We start from the raw sequence: 21,507 nt of genomic DNA, 5'->3' as shown, positions 1-21,507 counted from the left end.
CTGACGGTTATTCTTACAATACGACGTGTTAAGGTCCGGTGCCTGGGCTACTATCTTAATTATAAGGAGGACGGCAATTCCTCCCCTGAGCTAAAGACTCAGGGGTTTCCTTGCCGCATTTTATGAATTTGACATATAACCAGGTATTCAAAGATCCTGAAATTTCAAAGGCCCTGGTGGCCCGGATTCGTGAAAAAAACACCCGTCCGTTGCGCTTGATGGAGGTGTGCGGCACCCATACCATGGCCATTTTTCGTTACGGCATCCGGTCTGTACTGCCCGAGACCATTACACTTTTGTCAGGTCCCGGCTGCCCTGTGTGCGTAATCGCCCAAAAGGATATTGACGCGTATGTGATGCTGGCACGCAGGCCGGATGTGATTCTGACCACCTTTGGTGACCTGATGAAGGTGCCGGGGTCCGTTTCCAGCCTGGCCGGGGAAAAGGCCAAAGGTGCGGATGTCCGGATGGTCTATTCCATTTTTGATGCCCTGGCCATTGCAAAAGAAAACCCGGATAAAGCGGTGGTATTTTGCGCAGTAGGCTTTGAAACCACCATCCCGACCATTGCAGGGGCTGTACTTACGGCCCAAACCCAGGGGATAGATAACTTCAGCATCTACAGCGCAAACAAACTTACGCCACCGGCATTAGCCGCCCTTATGAAGACCGCCGGCGTGGAGATAGACGGATTTATTCTGCCCGGTCACGTAGCGGTCATCACAGGCCTTGACGCATTTTACCCTATCTTTGAAAAATACCGGATACCTTCGGTGGTTACAGGATTTGAGCCTATGGATATCCTTAACGCCGTGCTTAAGCTGGTAGAGCAGAATGAATCTAAAATCCCCAGACTGGTGAATGCCTATCCCCGTGCCGTGGCGGATGCCGGCAACCCCAAAGCCCGGGCAATCATGGATCAAGTGTTTGAAACGGCCGACGCCCTGTGGCGGGGGATTGGTCATATTCCGGATTCAGGCATGGTGCTAAGGGAGTCCTTTTATAAATTTGACGCTGCCAAAAAATTTGAACTGTCGATGCCGGATACCCGTGAGCCGGCCGGGTGCGACTGCGGCCGGATTTTAATGGGGCTGAAGCGGCCGGACCAATGCCGGCTGTATAAAAAAAACTGCACCCCCATGCATCCGGTGGGCCCCTGCATGGTCTCCAGCGAAGGGGCCTGTGCCGCCTTTTATAAATACAGCGGATAAGGAAAAAACCATGAATAAGAAAGATACGATTCTTCTGGACCACGGTGCCGGGGGCAAGGTCTCCCATGCCATGTTTTCGGAATTGATTTTGCCGTTGTTCGACAACGAACTATTGGCAAAACAGAACGATGGGGCCGTTTTTGAGGTGCCCCCAGGCCGCATGGCGTTTTCAACGGATTCCTATACCGTGGACCCCCTTTTTTTTCCCGGCGGGGATATCGGCGAGCTTGCCGTGAACGGCACCGTCAATGATGTGGCTATGTGCGGGGCAATCCCTTTGTATATATCCGTGGGGCTGATCATTGAAGAAGGCATGCAAGTTGTTGACCTTAAACGCATTCTCCAATCCATGGCCAGGGCGGCCCAAAAAGCGGACGTCCGGATCGTCACCGGTGATACCAAGGTGGTGCCCCGGGGAAAGGTTGACAAAATATTCATCAATACCTCCGGAATCGGGTCTATTCCAACCGGTGTCCATGTCTCGGGAGACGGCGCGCAACCCGGCGATAAAGTGATTGTTTCAGGCACCATTGCCGATCATGGCGTCACCATATTAAGCGAACGCGAAGGGTTAAAATTTGATTCCGACGTAAAAAGCGATTCCGCACCCTTAAATCACATGGTCAAAGGGATGCTTGAATCAGGATATCCGGTTCATGTGCTGCGGGACCCCACCCGTGGGGGGCTTGGTACAACACTTAACGAAATTGCCGGCCAGTCAACGGTGGGCATCCGGCTTTTTGAGGACCGGCTGCCGGTGCGTGGGCCGGTCCGGGGGATTTGCGAGCTTCTGGGGTTTGATCCCCTGTACCTGGCCAATGAAGGCAAACTCATCGCCATTGTGCCTGGCGCAGATGCCGACAACGTCCTGGATATAATTCGCCGGGATGCGTTCGGCAAAGACGCTGTGATTATCGGCGAGGTGACAGAGCAGGACCCGGGCCGGGTCGTGCTGGAGACGTTTATCGGCGGCACACGGATTGTGGAGATGCTAACCGGTGAACAGCTGCCCCGAATCTGCTGATTTCTATCGTGTTTGGCCAGGTGATATATAACAAATATCCAGATAGTGACAAAAAAACTTTACAATAGAGGCATACCTGAATATAATTATGAACTTTTTAGATATCATGTGTCGCGCAAATTCTATTTAAAAGAGGACAACACTATATGAAACAAGAAGATCTGGATTTTTTTAAAGCGTTGTTGACTGACCGGCTCAATGAATTGCTTTCCCATGCCGACACAACCGTTACCGGCATGACCCAGCCCAAGGAGAACTATGCTGATCCCACGGACCGGGCCTCCCAAGAGGCGGATAGAAGTTTTGAACTGCGTATCCGGGACCGGGAACATAAATTAATTAAAAAAATTAAAAAAGCGTTGGAGCGGATTGAAAACGGCACGTTTGGTCAGTGTGAAATGTGCGAAGAAGATATTTCCATTGAACGGCTTAAAGCCCGGCCTGTGACGACCCAGTGCATCAAGTGTAAAACCCGTGAAGAAGACAGGGAGAAGGCTATGGGACTTTAATTCCCAGTCAAAGGCTTTACACCAGGTTTTGATTGATCTTCACACACATTCTACTGCGTCGGACGGATCCCTGACGCCCAGGCAGATACTTGATTTGGCCAGAGACACCGGCATTGAGGCAGTGGCGCTGACTGACCACGATACCATTGCCGGTATTCTGGAAATAAAGGATATTGTTCATTCGTATCCGCTTGAATTTATCACAGGCGTTGAGATTTCCTGTTCTCCACCGCCTGAATTCAAATCCCTGGGCAGTATCCATATGCTGGGATATGGATTTTCCGTTTATGACTGTGCATTGAACAATGCGCTGGCGCGTGCGGCAGAAGCCAGGGGCAACCGAAATCCGAAAATTATTGAGCGACTTAATACGTTGGGATTTGATATTACCCTGGATGAAGTGAAACATCGCTTTGGCGCCCGCCAGCCAGGCCGTCCCCACATTGCCGAACTGCTCGTGGAAAAAGGATATGTGCCTGACTTCCGCAGTGCCTTTGATCGTTACCTGGGTAAAAATAAACCCGCCTATGTTGATAAATTTAAAATATCCTGCAAGGATGCCATCCGGCTGATTCTTGATGCCGGTGGATTACCTGTTCTGGCTCATCCAGGCATAATTGATTTTCAACATCCCCATGACCTGGATACCTTTGTAAACATGCTGGTTAATGATGGACTTGCAGGGATTGAAGTCTATTATTCAGGCCATGATTCAGCCCTGAGAAAACATCTGTCTGAAATTGTACACCGTAAAGGACTGGTGGCCACTGGGGGCTCTGATTTCCATGGTAGTTTTAATAAAGGGGTGGATCTTGGCCGGGGCAGAGGCGATTTGAATGTGGGGATCTCCGTATTCAAAACATTAAACGAGCGGTTGCTGGATATCCAGGCCATTGACCGCCTGGATATCCTGGAACAAAACCTTGGTTACCAATTTCAGTCCCGCGCCTTTTTATCCAATGCCCTGTGCCATCGCTCTTATCTTAATGAAAACCAGAAGACCTGTGATACGGATAATGAACGCCTTGAATTTCTTGGAGATGCCGTATTAGGACTATGTGTCGGGCATCTGCTCATGGAAAGTGATCCATTAAAAAATGAGGGGGATCTTTCCCGGCTGCGTTCAAATCTTGTCAGTGAAACAGGCTTGGCGCACATTGCCCGCAAGATTGATCTGGGACGCTTTATTAAGCTGGGCAAGGGAGAATCTCTGTCCGGTGGCAGAGACAAGAACTCAATTCTGTCAGATACCTTTGAGGCAGTGGTTGCGGCGGTTTACCTGGATGCCGGATTTGACAGGGCACAAAACATGGTGAACCGTCTTTTTAAAAAACCGGTGCAGCAGGTTCTGGCCTCATCGAACTTCATTGATTATAAAAGTGGTCTCCAGGAATTTACCCAGGAGCATTTTGGCAAAACCCCGGATTATGCCCTGGCAAAGGAGAAAGGCCCAGACCATGACAAAACATTTGAAATCGCCCTGAACCTGGATATGATTTCTACCATAGGTACCGGGAAAACCAAGAAAGCTGCTGAACAGGATGCTGCCAGAAAAGCGCTGGCTATTTTGAACCGGAATTCTATTTAGATCTTTATGTCCCCCCCCCTGGTCATTCCTTTTTTTATTCCGCACCAGGGATGCCCCCATCTATGCGTTTTCTGTAACCAGCGCCTGATCGCCAGACAAACGTCAAAAACCCAGACGATTAACAGTGAGGCAGATCGCTTGTCTGATGTGATCCATACCTATCTTAAATTTAAAAAAAATCGAAACCAGGTAGAACTGGCCTTTTTCGGCGGTAATTTTCTGGGACTGGAAACATCCAGGCTACTTGCACTGCTTAAGGCCGTGCAGCCATGGATCCGGCAGGGACAGATCCACAGCATTCGCTGCTCCACACGTCCGGATACCGTAACGCCCCGGATTCTGGATCTTGCCCGGCCCTTTGGGCTTGAAACCGTAGAACTCGGGGTTCAGTCCATGGATGATCGTGTGCTGACCCTGGCCGAACGGGGACACACCCGTGAGGATACCCGCAAAGCCCTGGCCCGGCTTAAAAATAATGGTCTTAAAACCGGGGTGCAGGTGATGGTTGGCATGCCTGGTGATGACGATTTGGGTGCTGTACATACAGCCGAAACACTGGCAGCACTTAAGCCGGATCTTGCCAGGATCTATCCGCTTCTGGTGCTGGAGGGCGCCAGGCTTGCCCACTGGTACCGGTCTGGAAGATATGTGCCGTTAAGTCTTGAGCAGGCGGTTGATCAGACCAAAAAAATGGTCACAATTTTCAAGGGTGCCGGGGTATCCGTGGCACGTATAGGGCTGCAGGCCACAGAGATGATGGATGATGCCGACCGTATGATTGCCGGTCCATGGCATCCGGCCTTTGGTCATCTGGTCTTATCTGCGCTTATGTTTGACCGGGCCTGTAAACAGATTGACAGCGTACTAACTGGGCCGGCAGACCGGAAAGCAATTGAACCATCAGATGAAAAACGGCGTGTTGTGCTCCAGGTGCACCCAAGGTCTTTGTCCCGCCTCCAGGGCAACCGGAAAACCAATCTTGACCGGCTGGCCCAAACATACCCGGGGGTCTCTTTTATCATTGAACGGGTTGAAACCCTGGATACGGATCAGGTTCATGCCCACATCTTAGAATAATTCAATATTTGTTCCACATGAAACATTTTGGAGATATGCTTGGACTCCGAAAAAAAAATGAAAGATAATCCCACAATCAGATGTTTTATCGCAATTATTCTTGACGAGCGTACGAAGCGTCAGCTGAGCCGGGTTCAGGCGGCCATCCGTTCCACCGGCATTCATGCAGGGTGGCCGTCTGCGCAAAATTTTCATCTGACCCTTAAATTTCTCGGGAATATTTCAGTGCAGACACTACCCTGTATTAAAACGAAGTTATCTGAAGCGGTGGCAAATAAGGCCCGTTTTAATATTACATTTAACCGGCTTGGCGTTTTTCCAAACGCCCGCCATCCTAAAGTCATCTGGATTGGGCCGGATAAGATAAATCCAGAAATAGTCGCGTTGCATCAGGACATTGATTCAAACCTGAATAGATGCCACCCGTTCGTTAAAGAGAAAAGATTTTCACCACACATCACCTTATCCCGGGTACGCTACTATGCAAAACCAGGCACATTAAACAAAGCCCTTAACGTTAAAACCGACGCCATTGAAATTGCGGTAAATCAGATCCACCTGATCGAAAGTCGGCTTTATTCCTCCGGGGCTGTCCACTCGTCTTTATTCTGTGCCGGTTTGAAATCTTCACGACGTCTGCAACCGTGGGGTAAATCTTAATTCAGGTGCCCGGCCCTGCCCCCTCACTTCTTCAATCTTAAAACCGGTTTTATCATCCCTGAGCGGCATACGTTGATAAATGCCACCCAAAGTGGTACCGGCATAGGCGGTTCCTTTAATTTCAATAATTGGAATGCCGATGCTTTTCTTTGACGTTTCCAAATATGCAAAGAGTATTTTTTCATGTGAAAAAATCTCTTTTTCTGCCTGGACAGTAGCGATGGAGATCTTTTTTTCCAGTTCCAGAGCAGACGCATCATGCTCTTTTTTGGAACCATTCATTGTTTTCAGTGTCGCCAGAGACCGGTTCATTCTCGTATCGTAGGTTGAAATCAACGTTTGGATGTTGTTCAAAATTTTATCGTGTATGAGGTCTCTTTTTTTATCAAGTTCAAATAACAAGGCATCTTTTCTTTTCTTGGCCTTGTCATGAAACGTTTTAAGTTTGATCATTTTTTTAAAAATTTTTTCGGCCTGGGACTGCTGATAGCTTTTTTCATCTTTAAGGTCCTCTAATCGGTCAAAAACGGCATTCATCATATCCAAAATGGGTTGCACAAGGCCGATGGCATGCTGTTCGCCGCCGGCAATAATCGTGCTTGGCACTGACCGCTCACTTCCGACGCTGGAAAGGATAACCCCCTCCTTGGCATAAACGCTTGATGAAATGACCCTGCACTTTGGACTTTCACATTTTCCACTGCACCGGATCTGTGAGTCAATGATCTCATTTTGAACATATACATTGCCAAAGGTCTCTATTTTACTGTTGTGTACATACCGGGCATGGACATCCCCCTGGGCATGAACAATCGCATCCGAAATACCGATCCGGGTATTGATATCGCCGATCGCATCTATATTTGCACCCCGGATTTCATCGGCGCTTACTTTACCGGCGGTTATTGAATATGCACCGGTAATCGTTCCTGATACCGACAAATCGGCATAGGGTTCAATGGGTCCGTAACGATAATCGGCATCTTCGAGAACATGCACCACAGGATGAATAAACATGCGTCGGGTGACTGAAAGAGACGGCAGTCCGGATTTTGCGGCAAGGATTTTCAATTTGTCCCTTGACCATCGGGTATTTTCGCCACAACAAACAGCAAAATCATTTCCCGTTGCAATGTTTATATTTTGACCATACAGGTTTTTAACCTGGATTTCTGTGGGCGCACCTGTCTGTTCGGCGAGAATGTCACCCTTTTTCTTCTCTATTGGTTTGTCGTTATCCCCAGTTATATATAAAGAAAGCTTGCTTTGCCGTTTCAAAAGGTCAGCGCAATCCACCCGGGCAACGGGAAATTTCCGAATACCGGCATCAAGAAAACACTGAATAAATGCATCCGGATACACACCATTTATAATGCCATATGTCATGGCCGCATCTTTAACCTGGTTTAATGTAGTCGCCATTTCATCAGGATTGTCTCTCTCTACCCAGGCCGTCATACGATCTGAACTGACAAGGATGTTTATTCCAGATTGTTTTTCAGTGTCCCCGCCCCTGCCCTTTTCGGTATTATCAGATAATCTGCTTTCTGTATGGGATGCGTCATGATCATATTTATTAAACTGACGCTGCTCTTTGTTTATGTCACTTTTCAATGCCTATCCTGGCCGCAACACCTTGTTTATAATAGTGTTTGATCGCTGTCATTTCCGTTACAAGATCTGCCCTATCCATAACAGACGCAGGTGCACCGCGTCCGGTGATCACAAGTTCAATATGTTCGGGTTTTATATCAATCAGATGTAACAGGTCTTCCGCTGAAAGCAAGCCGCAAGAACAGGCCATATTGGCCTCATCAGCGATAATTAGATCATGGTTCCCGGCTTCAATAATCCGGCATAATCGCTCATACCCCTGGCGGCATTTAGCGCGTTCTACATCAGAAGGGGTTCCTTTAACAAATTTTCCGGCACCATATTGTTCAACAAAGATCTTATCGAATTTTTTAAGTGCGTTTATTTCGGAATACATGCCCTGTTTCATAAACTGAACAATGAAAACCCCAAGCCCGGCACCGGCTGCTCTGAGTGCAAGCCCCAAGCCTGCGGTTGTTTTTCCTTTACCATTGCCCGTGTAGACTTGAACGTAACCTTTCACGAAACAGCTCCTTTCTTATTTGACTTGTAATCATTTACCGTTTCATGTGAAACAATTTATGCATATAAATATTTAGGGAAGGTTCTAACGTCGGGCTCTGTAGGGGCAGGCCACCGTGCCTGCCCTAAAAAGGGCATTGCCCCTACGAAAAATGGCCGACAATAAAATCAATCCCGGTATTTAAAACAAAAAAAACTGAGCAAGTTCTAAAGAACCTGCTCAGTTTTTCATATATCTAAGAAAGTTAAAAAACTAACTTTCCGCTGAAACCAATGGGATGTTATCCAACAAATTCAACCTGGCTTGCAGGAGTACGGCAATCCATGATATTACCGCGCGCTTTGTGGTCAGCAATTTCAGCAGAGCAACCCACCATACGACCAAGCAGGAACATGATAAATGCGATATCCTGCATTTCTTTGGCACCGATTTTTCCGCTGTTAACATCTTTCCAGAGCAGGTCAAGAGAGATGGTTGCGATAACGCCGTCAATATTCACGCAGAATACGTTCTTGGTGGCGCCAACGTCAAACATTGCCTGAACCAGGTAATGATAGAATACCTGGAAGTGGTTGATCTCGTTTCTTTCAGTGAACAGTTTGTCCATGAAAACTTCACGCGGATCGTAGTTGACAGGTTTGCCCTTGAATACCGGATGGTTTACGCACGGTACCTTGAAGTAATTCATGATACCTTCGCGTTTTGCCGTTAATTTGGTATCCAGGTATTTTTGTGCAGTCGCCTGGGCCAGCTCTTTCATTGTGGCATTGCGTTTTTCTTCATCCGGTTCCAGGTACGGATCAAAGTCGCCAAAGGCGTCTTTGAGGAACTTGATGGCTTCAAAACCGTTGCCGCCATGGTCACGACCGGTGTTGTTCATCCAGCCGGAGTAGCATGTAGCGATGAAGTTACCGCCACTGACGGATTCCTTGGCACCCTTGGCACTGATGGTACCCGGGCCGTTGGACATCAGCAGGTTGAGCAGGCCGTTGATGGCAAACTGTTCTTTCACTTCCGGCTCACGGTTGAACAGCAGTTTAAAGCAGGTCGTTGCAAAGTCGGTATTGAGTACGGACAGATCGTTGAGTTCTACCAAGGATTTGTAGAAATCGTTGATCTCATACTGGGGTGCGCAGCAACCAACAAGAACGCCGTTGCATGCCAGATATGTAGCAACTTCATGAGCTGTTTCTACAGTCATCTGCCTGTCAACCAGGGGCGTCCAGATAAGGCTTAAGGACATGGCAGACAGCATCAGGGCCAATTTGTTTACATCACTGTTTGCTTCGGCATATTTCTGGGCATATTTGGTGAAGATGGTTTCCAGCCCTTCTTTAGCCAGCAGGTCACCAAAGAATGCAGCAACTTCTGCTTCTTTAGCAGTGGTTTCACCCTGGGGCATAATCTTCTGTGCCAGTTTTTCAGTAACAAGCGCATCGTTTACAGACATATCGCCATAGATATCGACATAGAAGAGATTGATCATATTTTTGGTCATCTCTGTCATGTCTTGATACAGTTTGCAGTTACCGGATGTTAACACCGCAGCGCCGAGATAAGCGTTAGGCAGGGCGCCATTGGCGCGGCCACGGGCGGTAATATCCATATACTGCGTACCCACGGCTGTGAAATAGTTCATGAGGGCATTGGCTACCGGTAGATATTTCACATCGGGCTCTACGGAAGATACGGCAAATAGGTTGGAAAGGGCAAAATTCTTTACAACAAGATCGAGAACCGGGACACCATGTACTTCGGTAACGTCGGTTTTCGGATTCATGCGGCTTGCGCCGGACTTATTGCGCATGGATTCTCTGGTCAGCTGGGCACCTACCTGATTACCAAGTTTTTTGATGGCATCGTTGTAGGGTTCCATGGCTTCAACGGCGTCCATGTGCAGTTTTTCCGGAAGACCCTGACCTTGTTCATTTACAAACCAGGGTTTCAGGCTCAGGTCGCCAAAGGCTTCAAAATCGGGATCTTCACCGATCTCTTTGTAGACAGCAGCCATAGCTGTGGGGGCGTCCTGGATGGATTCAATTCTAACACCCTTTTTGGAAGCTTTGGGGCTGTCAGGATTGAACATCTCTACGCCAAAGTACTCATCAAACCATTTCTCTTTTGCAAGCGCATCGTCACCACCACCAGCGATGGCACCGGCATGACCAACCGCACGGCTCAGGTTTGCTTTCCAGCGACCGGTTACGCAGCATACGATGGGTTTGGTCAGCTTGATGGTGCCGTCGGCAACCCAATCCAGTGCCTGTTTTTCATAATATCCGCCGGGCTCAATGTAGCAGAAGATCGCTTTGGTACGCGGATCATTTTCTGCGCAATAGAGGAATTCGGGGAAAGCAAACTGGATATAAAGGTCTTTACCGGAACTCAGTACGGTGGATGTACCGAAACCAGAGGTTTTCAGGTATTCAGGAATGGTGGTACTGAAGTTACCGGAGTTACTGAAAACAGCAACACTGCCTTTTACAAGGGATTCACCCGGATTATTTCCGCCCAGGGCACCACCAACACGTACCTGGTCCCAGGAGTTACCGATACCCAGGCAGTTTCCGCCAAATACATCAATTTTATTTTCCTGTGCGATGGCGCGGATAAACGCAGAATCTTTAACACCTACTTTTTCTGTCAGGATAACGATTTTGGTCAGATCGGGATTGTGGGCAATCAGTTCGGCTGCAGCAGCAGCAACCGCTGTGGGCGGCAGATAGATAACGCCTACATCAAATTTAATACCAGCGTCGACAATCTCTTTAACACTGCCGTATGCAGGGATATCACCAATTTTGGTTTCCAGTTTTGCACCGGACTTTCCATATTGAACACCAGCAACAATGTTGCCGCCACTGAATTCATGTGATGTGGGGGTTACGCCTCTACTTTCACCACCCAGAAGATTCATCACGATGCAACGGGATTCTTTATTTGCTATTTCTTCTAGATTATTTACTCCCACATAATAGGGGAACGGATTAGTTTGGCTCATAGCTTCTCCAATAAAATGATTTAATTCCTGTTTAATTTGCTAAAATGCTTTTGATTTATAATTAAATCGTCAGATTACCTTTGACCTTTGTTTTTGGTTCAGCAATTAATTATTTCTTATTTGCTGTAATCCATGCATCCAGTTCCAGGGTGTAATTCAATACACCAATCATACTACTGTCAAAACCGAACATTTTGTATGGAATTTTCATACTGTCAAGAAGGTCACGGGCATAAATCATTCCCTGCACGACATTTGGTCCACCACGACCGATTACAACGTGTACATCAGGATTCAGCTGAATATTTTCTCTCAGGGCATCCAGCATCGCTTTGATGGTAACGAAGATATCTGTATTGTTTGCTTTACCACCAATAATCTGAACAATGTTTGCATTTTTCAGGAAATGTCTGTAGCAAATGCTTGCAATCTCTTTCATCTTTGCATAGGGCGGGTTTCCACCAAAGTCAGATGAGAACATTGCTTTGTCGCCCAGAACCTCAGTGGCCGCACTGTTGGCACCACCACCGAACATGAAAGGCAGAATGGTTCCGTTGGGATTGAGTTCCACAACGTCACTCTGTCCCTGATAGGTTCTCAGCTGGTTGATTTCGGTTTCAAACTCCGTCAATTCGGTAGCAAATACTTCATTGGGGAATTCAATGCGGGTATGTGCGGGATCGTCCTGGTCAAAAGCGGCTTTAACGTCGCAGGCAACCGGAAGGGGACGTTTGCCTTTTTTCATACGGATGGGGTTCAGCTCAATCATGGTCAGACCATAATTGTTATACAGATCCCACAGTTTGGGAAGCTGCTGTACCAGCGGGCTGATGAACGGTTTGGGGCATCCCAGTTTCAGCAGTGCATCATTGATATGATAGCCTCTGAGGCCTTCATTGGGGTTAAACGGAACGATTGCTTTTTTGTCGTCCGGAAGTTCTTCAACTTCAACACCACCCTCAACAATCAACAGCATGACGGGTGTTCTGGTAATTGTTGAGGTTGTAATACTTACATAAAGCTCTGCATCTGAGGCGACAAACTCTTCAAATGTAACGCCGTTTGCTTTATGTGTCGTAGGTCCTTGCTGATATTCGGCATAGAAAAGATCTTTTTTGGCCTGGACGGCATCGGCATAGTTGTCGACGATTCTTACCAGTCCTGCTTTTCCTTTTTTACCGGCACTGCCCATAAAAGACGGTTTTACAACGAGCTTGCCGCCTTTTTTCAGCAACGCTTCAATCTGTTCTTTGGTAGCATTTTCTGTCAGGGTCTCTGCTACAGGGAAATCAACGACATCCATCAATTGCTTTCCGTATTTTAATCCAGTTAGTTGCATTTTTCCTCCCTGATAATTGTAGTGAATTTAATTAAATAATTTCTCAATTCATTTGATATTACCAACAGACATCAATTCTGACATCCTGTCTTTCTGTCTTTCTTAAATTTATCTGCGAAAACAAAATGTCATTTTTTAAAGCACCTAAACTCAACCTTGCGGCAATGTCATCCGGTCGGATATTGCGTCAAGGTGCCGTCAGCCACTCCACCTCGCAAGAAGGTTTAAAGATCCCCTCAAACGCTTTCCCACACCAAAACCTCCTTTCTGTTTGGGATTTGAATAAATTTAAACAGTCGTTTCAAAGTTAATGATCTCTTATCAAGTTTAAGTTTATATAAGATAGGAACTTCCGGTTTGTCAATAGGATAGTATAGCCAAAATTCACCGCCGAAATTTAATATAACTTTACAAAAATACGAACAGGTGCCAGCCATAGATATCTTAACCTTATTCAAGAACCATCAATTGTTAGTTCTTCAAAACTATAACTTGTTATTATTTTTTTGTTTATTCCTGCATTTAGCATCTTTATACCAACAGTAATGGTACAATAAATTTTTCTGAATCAATAAATTTAGCAAACGCAAGGCATACAGGCAGATCTGCCAAGAAGGCCAAGGAGATTGAACAGCTTAATGTTTCTTCTTCTTTGAATGGCAACATGCCTTGTGACATATTTGGTCGCTCCCGTTGGTGGTCGCTTTTTGATATAGATGGTACTATATCGCCTAGATTCATCAAGTGCAACAAATTTTTTATTTTTTTAAGATGAATTGAGGAGCGTCTAAAAGAGATTTAATAGATCGTATTGATATAACCCGAAATCAGAATGAAACCATTTATTATATGTTGACTAAAACATTGATTTTAAACTATATAGATCGGCTGTATATTTTTTTGAAATAAACGACATAAATTTAAAGATATAAAAAAGCATGCAGACCATACGCGGGTTCAGAGATATTTTACCGGAGCAAATCGCTCTGTGGCAAAAGGTGGAACAAGAAGCGGCAGCCCTGTTTGAATCCTTTGGATACAGGGAAATCCGTATTCCGATTATTGAAAAAACAGCATTATTTGCCCGGAGTATCGGAGAAACAACCGATATTGTTGAAAAGGAGATGTATACCTTTGAAGACAGAAAAGGAGATATGCTCACACTGCGGCCCGAGGCCACCGCATCCATTTGCAGGGCGTATATCCAGCATAAAATGTATGCTGCCGAACCGTTCCGCAAGTTCTACCTGACAGGTCCCATGTTCCGCCGGGAGCGGCCGCAAAAAGGACGCTACCGCCAGTTTTACCAGATTGATGCCGAAGTTTTCGGGATCGACTCCCCTTATATTGACAGTGAACTGATTTTTCTTTTGCACACATTGCTGCACCGCCTTGGACTTGCGGGCCTTTCGGCCCATATCAACAGCCTTGGCTGCCCTGACTGCCGCCCTGATTTTCAAAAGGCCCTGCTGAATTTTTTAGGCGACCGAAAAGACAAACTGTGTGAAAACTGCCAACGCAGGCTGGTTAAAAATCCGTTACGGATATTAGACTGCAAGGCACAAACATGCCGGCAGGCCCTTGAAGGGGCACCGGCCACGGTGGATCATCTGTGTCCGGATTGCCGTACCCATTTTGAAACCGTGAAAAACAGCCTTGAAAAACTAGGCGTGGATTTCATGGTTGATGATACCCTGGTGCGTGGACTTGATTATTATACCCGCACAGCCTGGGAAATTCAGACCACAACACTTGGTGCCCAATCCGCCGTTGCCGGGGGCGGCCGGTACGATCGTCTGGTGGAAGAGCTTGGCGGACCCTCAACACCGGCCATCGGGTTTGCCATCGGGTTTGACCGTCTGGTGGAAGTGTTGGAACAGCTTGACGACCAGACGTATGAAAAGCGCCCTGACATTTTTATTGTCAGCCTGGGAGCGGATGCCCAGAAATATGCATTTGAATGGTCCTGCAAACTGAACACCATGGGCATTAGAACAGATACGGATTTCCGTGGAAAAAGTATGAAGGCATTGATGAAGCGGGCAAACAAGCTTAATGCCGCGCTTGTTCTTATTGTCGGGGACAATGAACTGACTCAAAAAAAAATTGTGCTGCGCAACATGGAGACCAAGGAACAAACGGAAATCGGCATAGAAAACCTAGTGAATGACTTGGCACAATTGATTAAAAATTAGGCATCCTTCATATGATCCCAAAAGTACTTTACACTTTTTGAATGGAGGTTCCCGAAAAATGGGGGTCGGCATCTGGAAAGTGTAAAGCGGGAAATGAAGGATGCCAAAAATTAATATAGTTATGGAGTTTAAGGAGCTAAAGAATAAAAGTGACTGACTTACTTGGAGATATGAAACGCACCCACTCTTGTATTGAGTTGGGAAAAAGCCACATTGGCCAGGACGTCGTACTCATGGGGTGGGTTCAGCACCGACGGGATCACGGCGGTGTTATTTTTGTAGACCTCCGGGACCGGGAAGGCATTACCCAGGTTGTGTTTGATCCATCGGTCTCCGAGGCTGTCCATGAAAAAGCCCAGGAAATCAGAAACGAATATGTCCTGGGCATCAAAGGAAAAGTGTCGGCAAGACCTGCGGACATGATAAACCCCAGAATGACCACGGGTGTTATAGAGGTACTTGTGACGGAGCTGCGGATTTTTTCCAGGGCCAAAACACCCGCCTTTCAAATTGAAGACCGGGTGGATGCATCGGAAACCATACGACTCCAGTACCGTTATCTGGATTTAAGGCGCACCCAGCTTAAAAATAACATGCTGGCCCGGCACAAAACCACCATGACGGTTCGAAATTATCTGGATGCCAACGGATTTATAGATATTGAAACCCCGGTGTTAACCAAAAGCACGCCCGAAGGTGCCAGGGATTATCTGGTTCCCTCCCGGGTCAACCAGGGCGACTTTTATGCCCTGCCCCAGTCTCCCCAGCTGTTCAAACAGCTTTTGATGGTTGCCGGCTTTGACCGGTATTATCAGGTTGTCAAATGTTTCAGGGATGAGGATCTGCGGGCGGACCGCCAGCCCGAGTTCACCCAGATTGATATGGAGCTCTCCTTTGTAGATGAACATCAGGTGATGGCGATTACCGAAGGATTGATCAAAGCCATATTCAAAAATGTGCTGGATGTGGACTTTCCCGAACCGTTCCCCAGCATGACCTGGGCCGAGGCCATGGAGCGATTCGGCATAGACCGTCCTGATTTAAGGTTTGGTCTGGAATTAAAAAATGTGTCCGACATTGTAGCCAATGCAGATTTCAAAGTGTTTGCCTCTGTGGTTAAAAACGGCGGGCTGGTCAAGGCCGTCAATGCCAAGGGCTGTGCTGATTTTACCCGAAAACAGATTGATGAACTCACCGAATTTGCCGCTGTTTACAGAGCCAAAGGCCTGGCCTGGATAAAAATAAAAGAAGATCAGTGGCAGTCCCCTATTGCCAAATTTTTCTCGGATGATGAAAAAGAGGCGTTAAAGCAGCGCCTGGATCTTGAACCCGGTGATATTGTCTTTTTTGTGGCAGACAAGCCCAATATCACCAATGAAGCCCTGGGGCAGTTGAGAAACGAGTTGGCACGCAGGCTCGGACTCATTGATGATAATGAGTTCAAATTTACCTGGATCACCCATTTCCCCATGTTTGAATATGATGAAACGGAAAAACGCTACCAGGCGCTTCATCATCCGTTTACCGCCCCCATGGAAGCGGATATCGACAAACTGGAGAGCAACCCCCTGGAGGTCAACTCCCGGGCCTATGACCTGGTTCTCAACGGTGTTGAGATCGGCGGCGGCAGCATCCGCATCCATGACAGCGAATTGCAGGAACGGGTACTCAAGTGTTTAGGAATCGGTCAAGAAGAAGCAAAGGAAAAGTTTGGGTTCCTGCTGGAAGCCCTGACGTTTGGCGCACCGCCCCACGGCGGACTGGCATTTGGTCTGGATCGCCTGGTGATGCTGCTTTGCCGTGAGGATTCCATCCGCAATGTTATTGCCTTTCCCAAAACCCAGAAAGCCACCTGCCTGATGACCCAGGCACCCTCAAAAGCGGTTGCGGCTCAGCTTCAGGAGCTGGCTATTAAAACGGTAAAACCCATCGAGTAAGCCGAATGTCCATTGTAGGCCATTTTTCGTAGGGGCAACCCTCTGTGGTTGCCCTCGTTAGGGCAGGCACGGTGGCCTGCCCCTACAGCGGCCGACGTTAGAACCAATCCCGGCATACGAAATTTAAAAACCGCCCGGAAACAACAATTTGTTTCCGGGCGGTTTTATTTCAAAGCCTACATGTCCCAATAGTCTAAGTTTATGCCCGTTTTCTTTTTACATGGAGAATCGGGGTGTTAAACACCAGGGCAGAGACATCTTTATCATTTTTAACCTTAAGCTCCAATGCATCCTTATCAATTTCAAAGTATTTTGATATCACATCAACAATATCCGTCTGAAGGTCCGTCAAAGTCGTATCGTTCACCTCCAGCTTGTCATAAACTAAAGAAAATTGAAGGCGCTTTTTTGCTTCGTCACTACTTCTTTTCTGGCCTGAGAACCGTTTCAAAAAGTCTTGCAGCATTCAAAACCCTCCTTATCATCTTAACCCGAACGTTTTACTCAATTTGCTCCATACGCTGGTTTTCCGATTCGGTATCTCAATGGGAATTTTTTCTCCATTCAGACGTTTGGCAATCCTGCGAAAGGCTTGTCCGGCGGTGGAATCGTTCTGAAGCACCAACGGCGTACCGGTGTTGGAGGAGATGAGTACCTTTTCATCCATGGGCACAAGTCCTGCCAGATCAATGGATAATATCTCCAGCACATCTTCATGGCTGAGCATCTCACCGCGTTCCACACGGACCGGCTCAATACGGTTGACAATGAGTTTGGGCTCCAGGGAACGGGCATATAAAAGACCGATAACGCGGTCTGCATCCCTGACGGCGGAGACATCGGGCGTACATACCACAACCGCTTCATTGGCGCTGATAATGGCGTTCTCAAACCCGCGTTCAATGCCGGCCGGAGAGTCCATGATCACATAATCAAATTTTTTGCGCAGCTCCTTGGCTATCCGTTCAACCCCTGTCGATGTCAACACATTTTTATTATCACTTTGGGAGGCCGGGATTAGAAAAAGATTCTCAATGCGTCTATCCCGGATGGCTGCCTGGTCAATTTTGCACCTGCCCTGAACCACATCTACGATATTAAAAACAATCCGGTTTTCCAGGCCCATAACCACATCAAGGTTACGCAGTCCGATATCCATATCCACAATAGCGACCCTTTTTCCTTCAAGTGCCAGGGCCGCCCCAATGGAAGAGGTCGCTGTTGTTTTTCCCACGCCGCCCTTTCCAGATGTTACAACAATAATTTTTCCTTCCAAATTACACCTCAATAGTTATGATTGTTTTTATGGTCCTTATATCACTTCCGGCCAGGGCATGCGTTTGAACGGATTTTCTTTCATATAATTTTTAACCACAACAATGCCCTGCTCCACACAGGCAAATTCAGGACCTTGGGTGCCTGGTTCGCTGGCGCCGGTGGCGGTTATCAGTCCGATTTTTACCAGACTGGGGTTAAATACCAGGGAAAATATCATGGCCCCATCATTTTTGGGGTATCCGGCATGGACTTTTCCTGCCAGGGTGCCAAGCACAATAATATCACCGCCTGCGGTAAGTTCGGCGCCGGGGTTCACGTCCCCTGTGATCACCAGATGTTTTCCGGCATTGATTTTCTGGCCGGAGCGCACCCGTCCCCTGAGCATAAGCACGTCACTTTTGTGATGGTTCCAGCCCCTGGACAAATCCCTTTGACGGCGACGTTCGGTGGGAATGGAGCGTTTTTTGGGGGAAGTGGAAATCGTGCCCAGCTCAAAGTTACTTTTAAGGTGTGATTTTATCCTGTCAACCAGTTCCTCCTGCCCGCCGACATCACCGGTATCAAGGACTATATCCACATTTATGGCCAGATGTTTGATTTTTTCAAACAATCTGTCAATTTCAGCAATGATTTCAGACTCCGGGTGGGAGGGGTCGATGGTAATCCACAATCCGCTACCAGCACCTTTGAGTTTGACAGGGGCGGTGTTATCAAAATTTATCATTAAAATCCACAAGCAAAGTTGAGATTGATCCGTACCATTTCTGCCCGGCGTAAAAAGCTGTTCAGAATATGAATTTATGAATGTTTACGAGACTATAGAAAATCATAAAAACGGTGTCAAGGAATGATGGATTTTCACTCGACTATCAAGTTTCACATATCCGGACAGATACCGAAAAGAACCTGTCAACCCAGAATCTCTCGTAACTTATGTGAAAAATCCACCATGGAATAGGGCTTGAGAATATATCCTTTGCAACCCTGCCTGAGCATTTCCTGGGCATTGTCATCAATGGCATATCCTGTGGAAAGCAGCACCTTAATATCAGGGTTAAGTTTTTTGAGCGCCATAAACACATCCAATCCATCCATGCCCGGCATGATCATGTCCAGCACCACAACATTGATGTCGTTCTTTTTTTTTGAATAAATCTTCAAAGCATCCTTGCCGGAAGCCGCTGTGAAAACCGTATAACCCAGGGCCTTACATATGGTACGTCCAACGTCGAGAATGCGCTGTTCATCATCTACCAGGAGTACGGACTCATGGCCGAGCTTCAGCTCCTCCTGGGCGGAAGGCATGTCATTGAGGTGATTGTCTTCTGCCAGGGGCAGAATAACGGAAAAAGAGGAGCCGACATTTGGAGAGCTCCATACATCAATGACGCCATTGTGATGTTTAACGATCTTTTTGGCAAACGTAAGGCCCAGTCCTTTTTTTTCCGGAAATTGTTTATGATTATAGGAATAAAAGGCTTTGAATATTTTTTCCAGGGTGTCCCTGTTCATGCCGATACCGGTATCGGATATTGTGATTTTACAAAAAAGACCGGATTCCAGTCCAACGGCCTCTGCGGCATCATTAAGAATTGCGGCAGCTTCCGTGCGCACGGAAAGTTTGCCACCTTCGGGCATGGCTTGCAATGCGTTATTGATTATATCGGTGACCACCTGTTTAATTTTTTCAGAATCGCCTCTTATCATTAAAGGCCTGGCATTAAGGCTTACATCCAGGATAATCCGTTGCCCGTCCAGATTAAACGTTTCCACCACCGACCGCACCAGCCTGTTCGCATCAATGCGTCTTAAATAAACCTCATCGGCCATGGCAAAGCCAAGCAGTTGGTTGGCAAAATCTGAACCTTTGTCAACACTGGACAAAATTTCAATAATGTGGTTGTAGAGCGGATCTGTGGGATTAACATTGTTCAACATCATGGAGGCATGTCCCTTAATGGTGGTCAACAGATTGTTGACGTCATGGGCAATTCCGTTGGCAAGCGCCTCCACTGCATCTGTTTTTTCAAATTGGGTTGCAGTTGTAATATGTTCCATTTCGTCCTTATGTTTTACTCCCACTCAATCATCAAGTCCCAAGTCAATACCAAAAGACTTTCCAGCCTTTCGTTAATGTTGATGGTTTCTGTTCTCCATTCCTTATTTTCCAGAAGCATCTTTAAGCCCTCCCGAATGATGGCATGGTCATCAGCTCTCAGAGCCTTTAACAGCATATGACGCCAAAATATTCTGTTAAAGTCTATATTGAAGATCAATTAAAATCAAATATTAATTCGGATTATTTACCTAATTTATTGTGGTTTCAGCAATGCCGTTTTATTCTCGCACAAAGCCGCAAAGACACAAAAGGTCATAAAACCAAATCAACGTTTTGTGGCTTAGTATCGTTGTGCGAGTTTTTTATTTGCCCAAGCCAACGAATCTTGATAAAAACATGGGAGCAAGCATGCTAATTGAAAAAAAGAATATCAATCTTATCATTTCCCAAGGCGAAAAATATGATTAAAACCTTTACAGTTGAGGGCCGGCAGGGAACCTCTGCCATCCATGTGGGAGCGTCCTTGTCCCGTGTAAAAGATTACCTGCCGGACCAGGGTTCTGTGGTTATTGTTACCGATGAAAACATCCTCAAGCATTACGGTGCATCCTTTCCTGCCGGCCATGTGATCACCATCGGTACCGGGGAAAAGGTCAAAACCCTGGCTACGGTGGAATATATCCTGCGGGAAATGATTAAGGCCGGGTGCGACCGGTCAAGTTTTTTGCTGGCCATCGGCGGAGGCATTGTCTGTGACATTGCCGGATTTGCAGCATCTGTTTTTCTAAGAGGCATCCGTTTCGGCTTTGTTTCCACCTCTCTTCTTTCCCAGGTGGACGCCAGCGTCGGGGGCAAAAACGGGGTCAATCTGGACGCCTTTAAAAATATGGTGGGGGTGTTCAACCAGCCCCGGTTTGTCCTGTGTGACATCGACATGCTGTCCACCCTGCCGGACAGGGAAATCTCCAACGGTCTGGCCGAGATTGTCAAACATGGACTGATTAAGGATCTCGCCCTTCTGGCGTTTATCGAAAACAACCGGGATAAGGCCCTGGCCCTGGAGCGGGAAACGGTTTTCCGAATGGTTGTGGATTCAGTCGGCATTAAATCCCGTGTGGTCCAGGCAGATGAACGAGAGGCCGGGGAGCGCCGCAAGCTTAACTTCGGCCACACCATCGGACATGCGTTTGAAAAATTGAACCCCTGCGGCCACGGCCGTGCGGTTGCCGCAGGGATGGTAGCGGCAGCACAGTTTTCCCGACAAAAAGGGTATATTGATCAAGCAGATGTGGATCGAATCAAAAATTTGCTTTCAGGTCTTGGGCTGCCTGTTGCCTTTGACTTCCCCCCGGAACAGATCATTGAGGCGGCCTCCCGGGATAAGAAAAAACAAGGCAATCATCTCTTTTTTGTTTTTCTCGGACAGATCGGACAGGCCAGGGTGGAAGACATAAGCTATGATGACCTGAATGGTTTTATTCGTGGTTATTTTGTCTGATGTTCGGTATTATAA

At 47.0% G+C, this 21,507-nt stretch carries 18 protein-coding genes; 9 read left to right on the top strand and 9 right to left on the bottom strand.

Going from position 1 to position 21,507, the window contains the following annotated elements:
* Window positions 1–110: 110 nt before the first annotated feature.
* The 6 genes from hypD to thpR all read left to right on the top strand — a co-directional run bounded on the left by hypD (window position 111) and on the right by thpR (window position 6,069).
* Window positions 111–1,211 (top strand): hydrogenase formation protein HypD, encoded by a 1,101-nt coding sequence (gene hypD, locus HXW94_RS10775; protein ID WP_425484218.1) that lies wholly within the window; start codon window positions 111–113, stop codon window positions 1,209–1,211.
* A 10-nt stretch (window positions 1,212–1,221) separates the two neighbouring features.
* Window positions 1,222–2,235 carry a hydrogenase expression/formation protein HypE gene (hypE, locus tag HXW94_RS10770; RefSeq protein WP_178366905.1) on the top strand — a complete coding sequence of 338 codons (1,014 nt, stop codon included), beginning with the start codon at window positions 1,222–1,224 and terminating at the stop codon, window positions 2,233–2,235.
* A gap of 146 nt (window positions 2,236–2,381) precedes the next feature.
* Window positions 2,382–2,744 carry an RNA polymerase-binding protein DksA gene (dksA, locus tag HXW94_RS10765; protein ID WP_178366904.1) on the top strand — a complete coding sequence of 121 codons (363 nt, stop codon included), beginning with the start codon at window positions 2,382–2,384 and terminating at the stop codon, window positions 2,742–2,744.
* 28 nt (window positions 2,745–2,772) lie between these two features.
* Complete coding sequence (gene rnc, locus HXW94_RS10760) at window positions 2,773–4,332, top strand: ribonuclease III (RefSeq protein ID WP_178366903.1); 1,560 nt, start codon at window positions 2,773–2,775, stop codon at window positions 4,330–4,332.
* 6 nt (window positions 4,333–4,338) lie between these two features.
* Window positions 4,339–5,409 carry an elongator complex protein 3 gene (locus HXW94_RS10755; RefSeq protein ID WP_178366902.1) on the top strand — a complete coding sequence of 357 codons (1,071 nt, stop codon included), beginning with the start codon at window positions 4,339–4,341 and terminating at the stop codon, window positions 5,407–5,409.
* A 39-nt stretch (window positions 5,410–5,448) separates the two neighbouring features.
* The gene (gene thpR, locus HXW94_RS10750) at window positions 5,449–6,069 is read left to right on the top strand and encodes an RNA 2',3'-cyclic phosphodiesterase (protein WP_218576679.1); all 621 of its coding nucleotides are present in this window, start codon (window positions 5,449–5,451) and stop codon (window positions 6,067–6,069) included.
* Here thpR and HXW94_RS10745 read toward each other — a convergent pair.
* The 4 genes from HXW94_RS10745 to HXW94_RS10730 all read right to left on the bottom strand — a co-directional run bounded on the left by HXW94_RS10745 (window position 6,037) and on the right by HXW94_RS10730 (window position 12,525).
* Window positions 6,037–7,683: a FapA family protein gene (locus HXW94_RS10745; protein ID WP_246293837.1), complete on the bottom strand. Its 1,647-nt coding sequence runs from the start codon at window positions 7,681–7,683 to the stop codon at window positions 6,037–6,039. The two genes, thpR and HXW94_RS10745, sit on opposite strands and share 33 nt — an antisense overlap.
* The gene (locus tag HXW94_RS10740) at window positions 7,673–8,185 is read right to left on the bottom strand and encodes a cob(I)yrinic acid a,c-diamide adenosyltransferase (protein ID WP_178366900.1); all 513 of its coding nucleotides are present in this window, start codon (window positions 8,183–8,185) and stop codon (window positions 7,673–7,675) included. Before HXW94_RS10740 ends, HXW94_RS10745 begins: the two co-directional genes overlap by 11 nt.
* 280 nt (window positions 8,186–8,465) lie before the next feature.
* Window positions 8,466–11,186 (bottom strand): CoA-binding protein, encoded by a 2,721-nt coding sequence (locus HXW94_RS10735; RefSeq protein ID WP_178366899.1) that lies wholly within the window; start codon window positions 11,184–11,186, stop codon window positions 8,466–8,468.
* 109 nt (window positions 11,187–11,295) lie between these two features.
* Complete coding sequence (locus tag HXW94_RS10730) at window positions 11,296–12,525, bottom strand: ATP-grasp domain-containing protein (protein WP_178366898.1); 1,230 nt, start codon at window positions 12,523–12,525, stop codon at window positions 11,296–11,298.
* 938 nt (window positions 12,526–13,463) lie between these two features.
* Here HXW94_RS10730 and hisS point away from each other — a divergent pair.
* Window positions 13,464–14,720 carry a histidine--tRNA ligase gene (hisS, locus tag HXW94_RS10720; RefSeq protein ID WP_178366896.1) on the top strand — a complete coding sequence of 419 codons (1,257 nt, stop codon included), beginning with the start codon at window positions 13,464–13,466 and terminating at the stop codon, window positions 14,718–14,720.
* A gap of 149 nt (window positions 14,721–14,869) precedes the next feature.
* Window positions 14,870–16,657, top strand: a complete 1,788-nt coding sequence (gene aspS / locus HXW94_RS10715) for an aspartate--tRNA ligase (RefSeq protein WP_178366895.1) — start codon at window positions 14,870–14,872, stop codon at window positions 16,655–16,657.
* A gap of 199 nt (window positions 16,658–16,856) precedes the next feature.
* On the opposite strand, the gene minE is transcribed toward aspS, so the two are convergent.
* The 5 genes from minE to HXW94_RS10690 all read right to left on the bottom strand — a co-directional run bounded on the left by minE (window position 16,857) and on the right by HXW94_RS10690 (window position 20,169).
* Window positions 16,857–17,123, bottom strand: coding sequence for a cell division topological specificity factor MinE (gene minE / locus HXW94_RS10710; RefSeq protein WP_178366894.1), 267 nt, complete (start codon window positions 17,121–17,123; stop codon window positions 16,857–16,859).
* 15 nt (window positions 17,124–17,138) lie between these two features.
* Complete coding sequence (gene minD / locus HXW94_RS10705; protein WP_178366893.1) at window positions 17,139–17,933, bottom strand: septum site-determining protein MinD; 795 nt, start codon at window positions 17,931–17,933, stop codon at window positions 17,139–17,141.
* Window positions 17,934–17,969: 36 nt separating this feature from the next.
* Window positions 17,970–18,659, bottom strand: coding sequence for a septum site-determining protein MinC (locus HXW94_RS10700; RefSeq protein ID WP_178366892.1), 690 nt, complete (start codon window positions 18,657–18,659; stop codon window positions 17,970–17,972).
* 185 nt (window positions 18,660–18,844) lie between these two features.
* Window positions 18,845–19,993, bottom strand: coding sequence for a hybrid sensor histidine kinase/response regulator (locus HXW94_RS10695; RefSeq protein ID WP_178366891.1), 1,149 nt, complete (start codon window positions 19,991–19,993; stop codon window positions 18,845–18,847).
* A 14-nt stretch (window positions 19,994–20,007) separates the two neighbouring features.
* Entirely contained in the window at window positions 20,008–20,169 is a 162-nt protein-coding gene (locus tag HXW94_RS10690) for a response regulator (RefSeq protein WP_178366890.1), read from the bottom strand.
* Between the two features lie 285 nt (window positions 20,170–20,454).
* Here HXW94_RS10690 and aroB point away from each other — a divergent pair, with 285 nt between their 5' ends.
* Window positions 20,455–21,492: a 3-dehydroquinate synthase gene (aroB, locus tag HXW94_RS10685; protein ID WP_178366889.1), complete on the top strand. Its 1,038-nt coding sequence runs from the start codon at window positions 20,455–20,457 to the stop codon at window positions 21,490–21,492.
* Window positions 21,493–21,507: the final 15 nt, after the last annotated feature.

The organism is Desulfobacter latus, assembly GCF_013389365.1.
Taxonomy (GTDB): domain Bacteria; phylum Desulfobacterota; class Desulfobacteria; order Desulfobacterales; family Desulfobacteraceae; genus Desulfobacter; species Desulfobacter latus.
This window is presented reverse-complemented; position numbering and strand designations above follow the sequence as displayed.

Bases quoted from the DNA above. Each gene is read 5' to 3' on its own strand.
- HXW94_RS10730 (WP_178366898.1), bottom strand. From the start codon at position 12,525: ATGCAACTAACTGGATTAAAATACGGAAAGCAATTGATGGATGTCGTT.
- aroB (WP_178366889.1), top strand. From the start codon at position 20,455: ATGATTAAAACCTTTACAGTTGAGGGCCGGCAGGGAACCTCTGCCATC.
- dksA (WP_178366904.1), top strand. From the start codon at position 2,382: ATGAAACAAGAAGATCTGGATTTTTTTAAAGCGTTGTTGACTGACCGG.
- minE (WP_178366894.1), bottom strand. From the start codon at position 17,123: ATGCTGCAAGACTTTTTGAAACGGTTCTCAGGCCAGAAAAGAAGTAGT.
- HXW94_RS10690 (WP_178366890.1), bottom strand. From the start codon at position 20,169: ATGCTGTTAAAGGCTCTGAGAGCTGATGACCATGCCATCATTCGGGAG.
- HXW94_RS10695 (WP_178366891.1), bottom strand. From the start codon at position 19,993: ATGGAACATATTACAACTGCAACCCAATTTGAAAAAACAGATGCAGTG.
- HXW94_RS10735 (WP_178366899.1), bottom strand. From the start codon at position 11,186: ATGAGCCAAACTAATCCGTTCCCCTATTATGTGGGAGTAAATAATCTA.
- HXW94_RS10755 (WP_178366902.1), top strand. From the start codon at position 4,339: ATGTCCCCCCCCCTGGTCATTCCTTTTTTTATTCCGCACCAGGGATGC.
- hypE (WP_178366905.1), top strand. From the start codon at position 1,222: ATGAATAAGAAAGATACGATTCTTCTGGACCACGGTGCCGGGGGCAAG.
- hisS (WP_178366896.1), top strand. From the start codon at position 13,464: ATGCAGACCATACGCGGGTTCAGAGATATTTTACCGGAGCAAATCGCT.
- HXW94_RS10700 (WP_178366892.1), bottom strand. From the start codon at position 18,659: ATGATAAATTTTGATAACACCGCCCCTGTCAAACTCAAAGGTGCTGGT.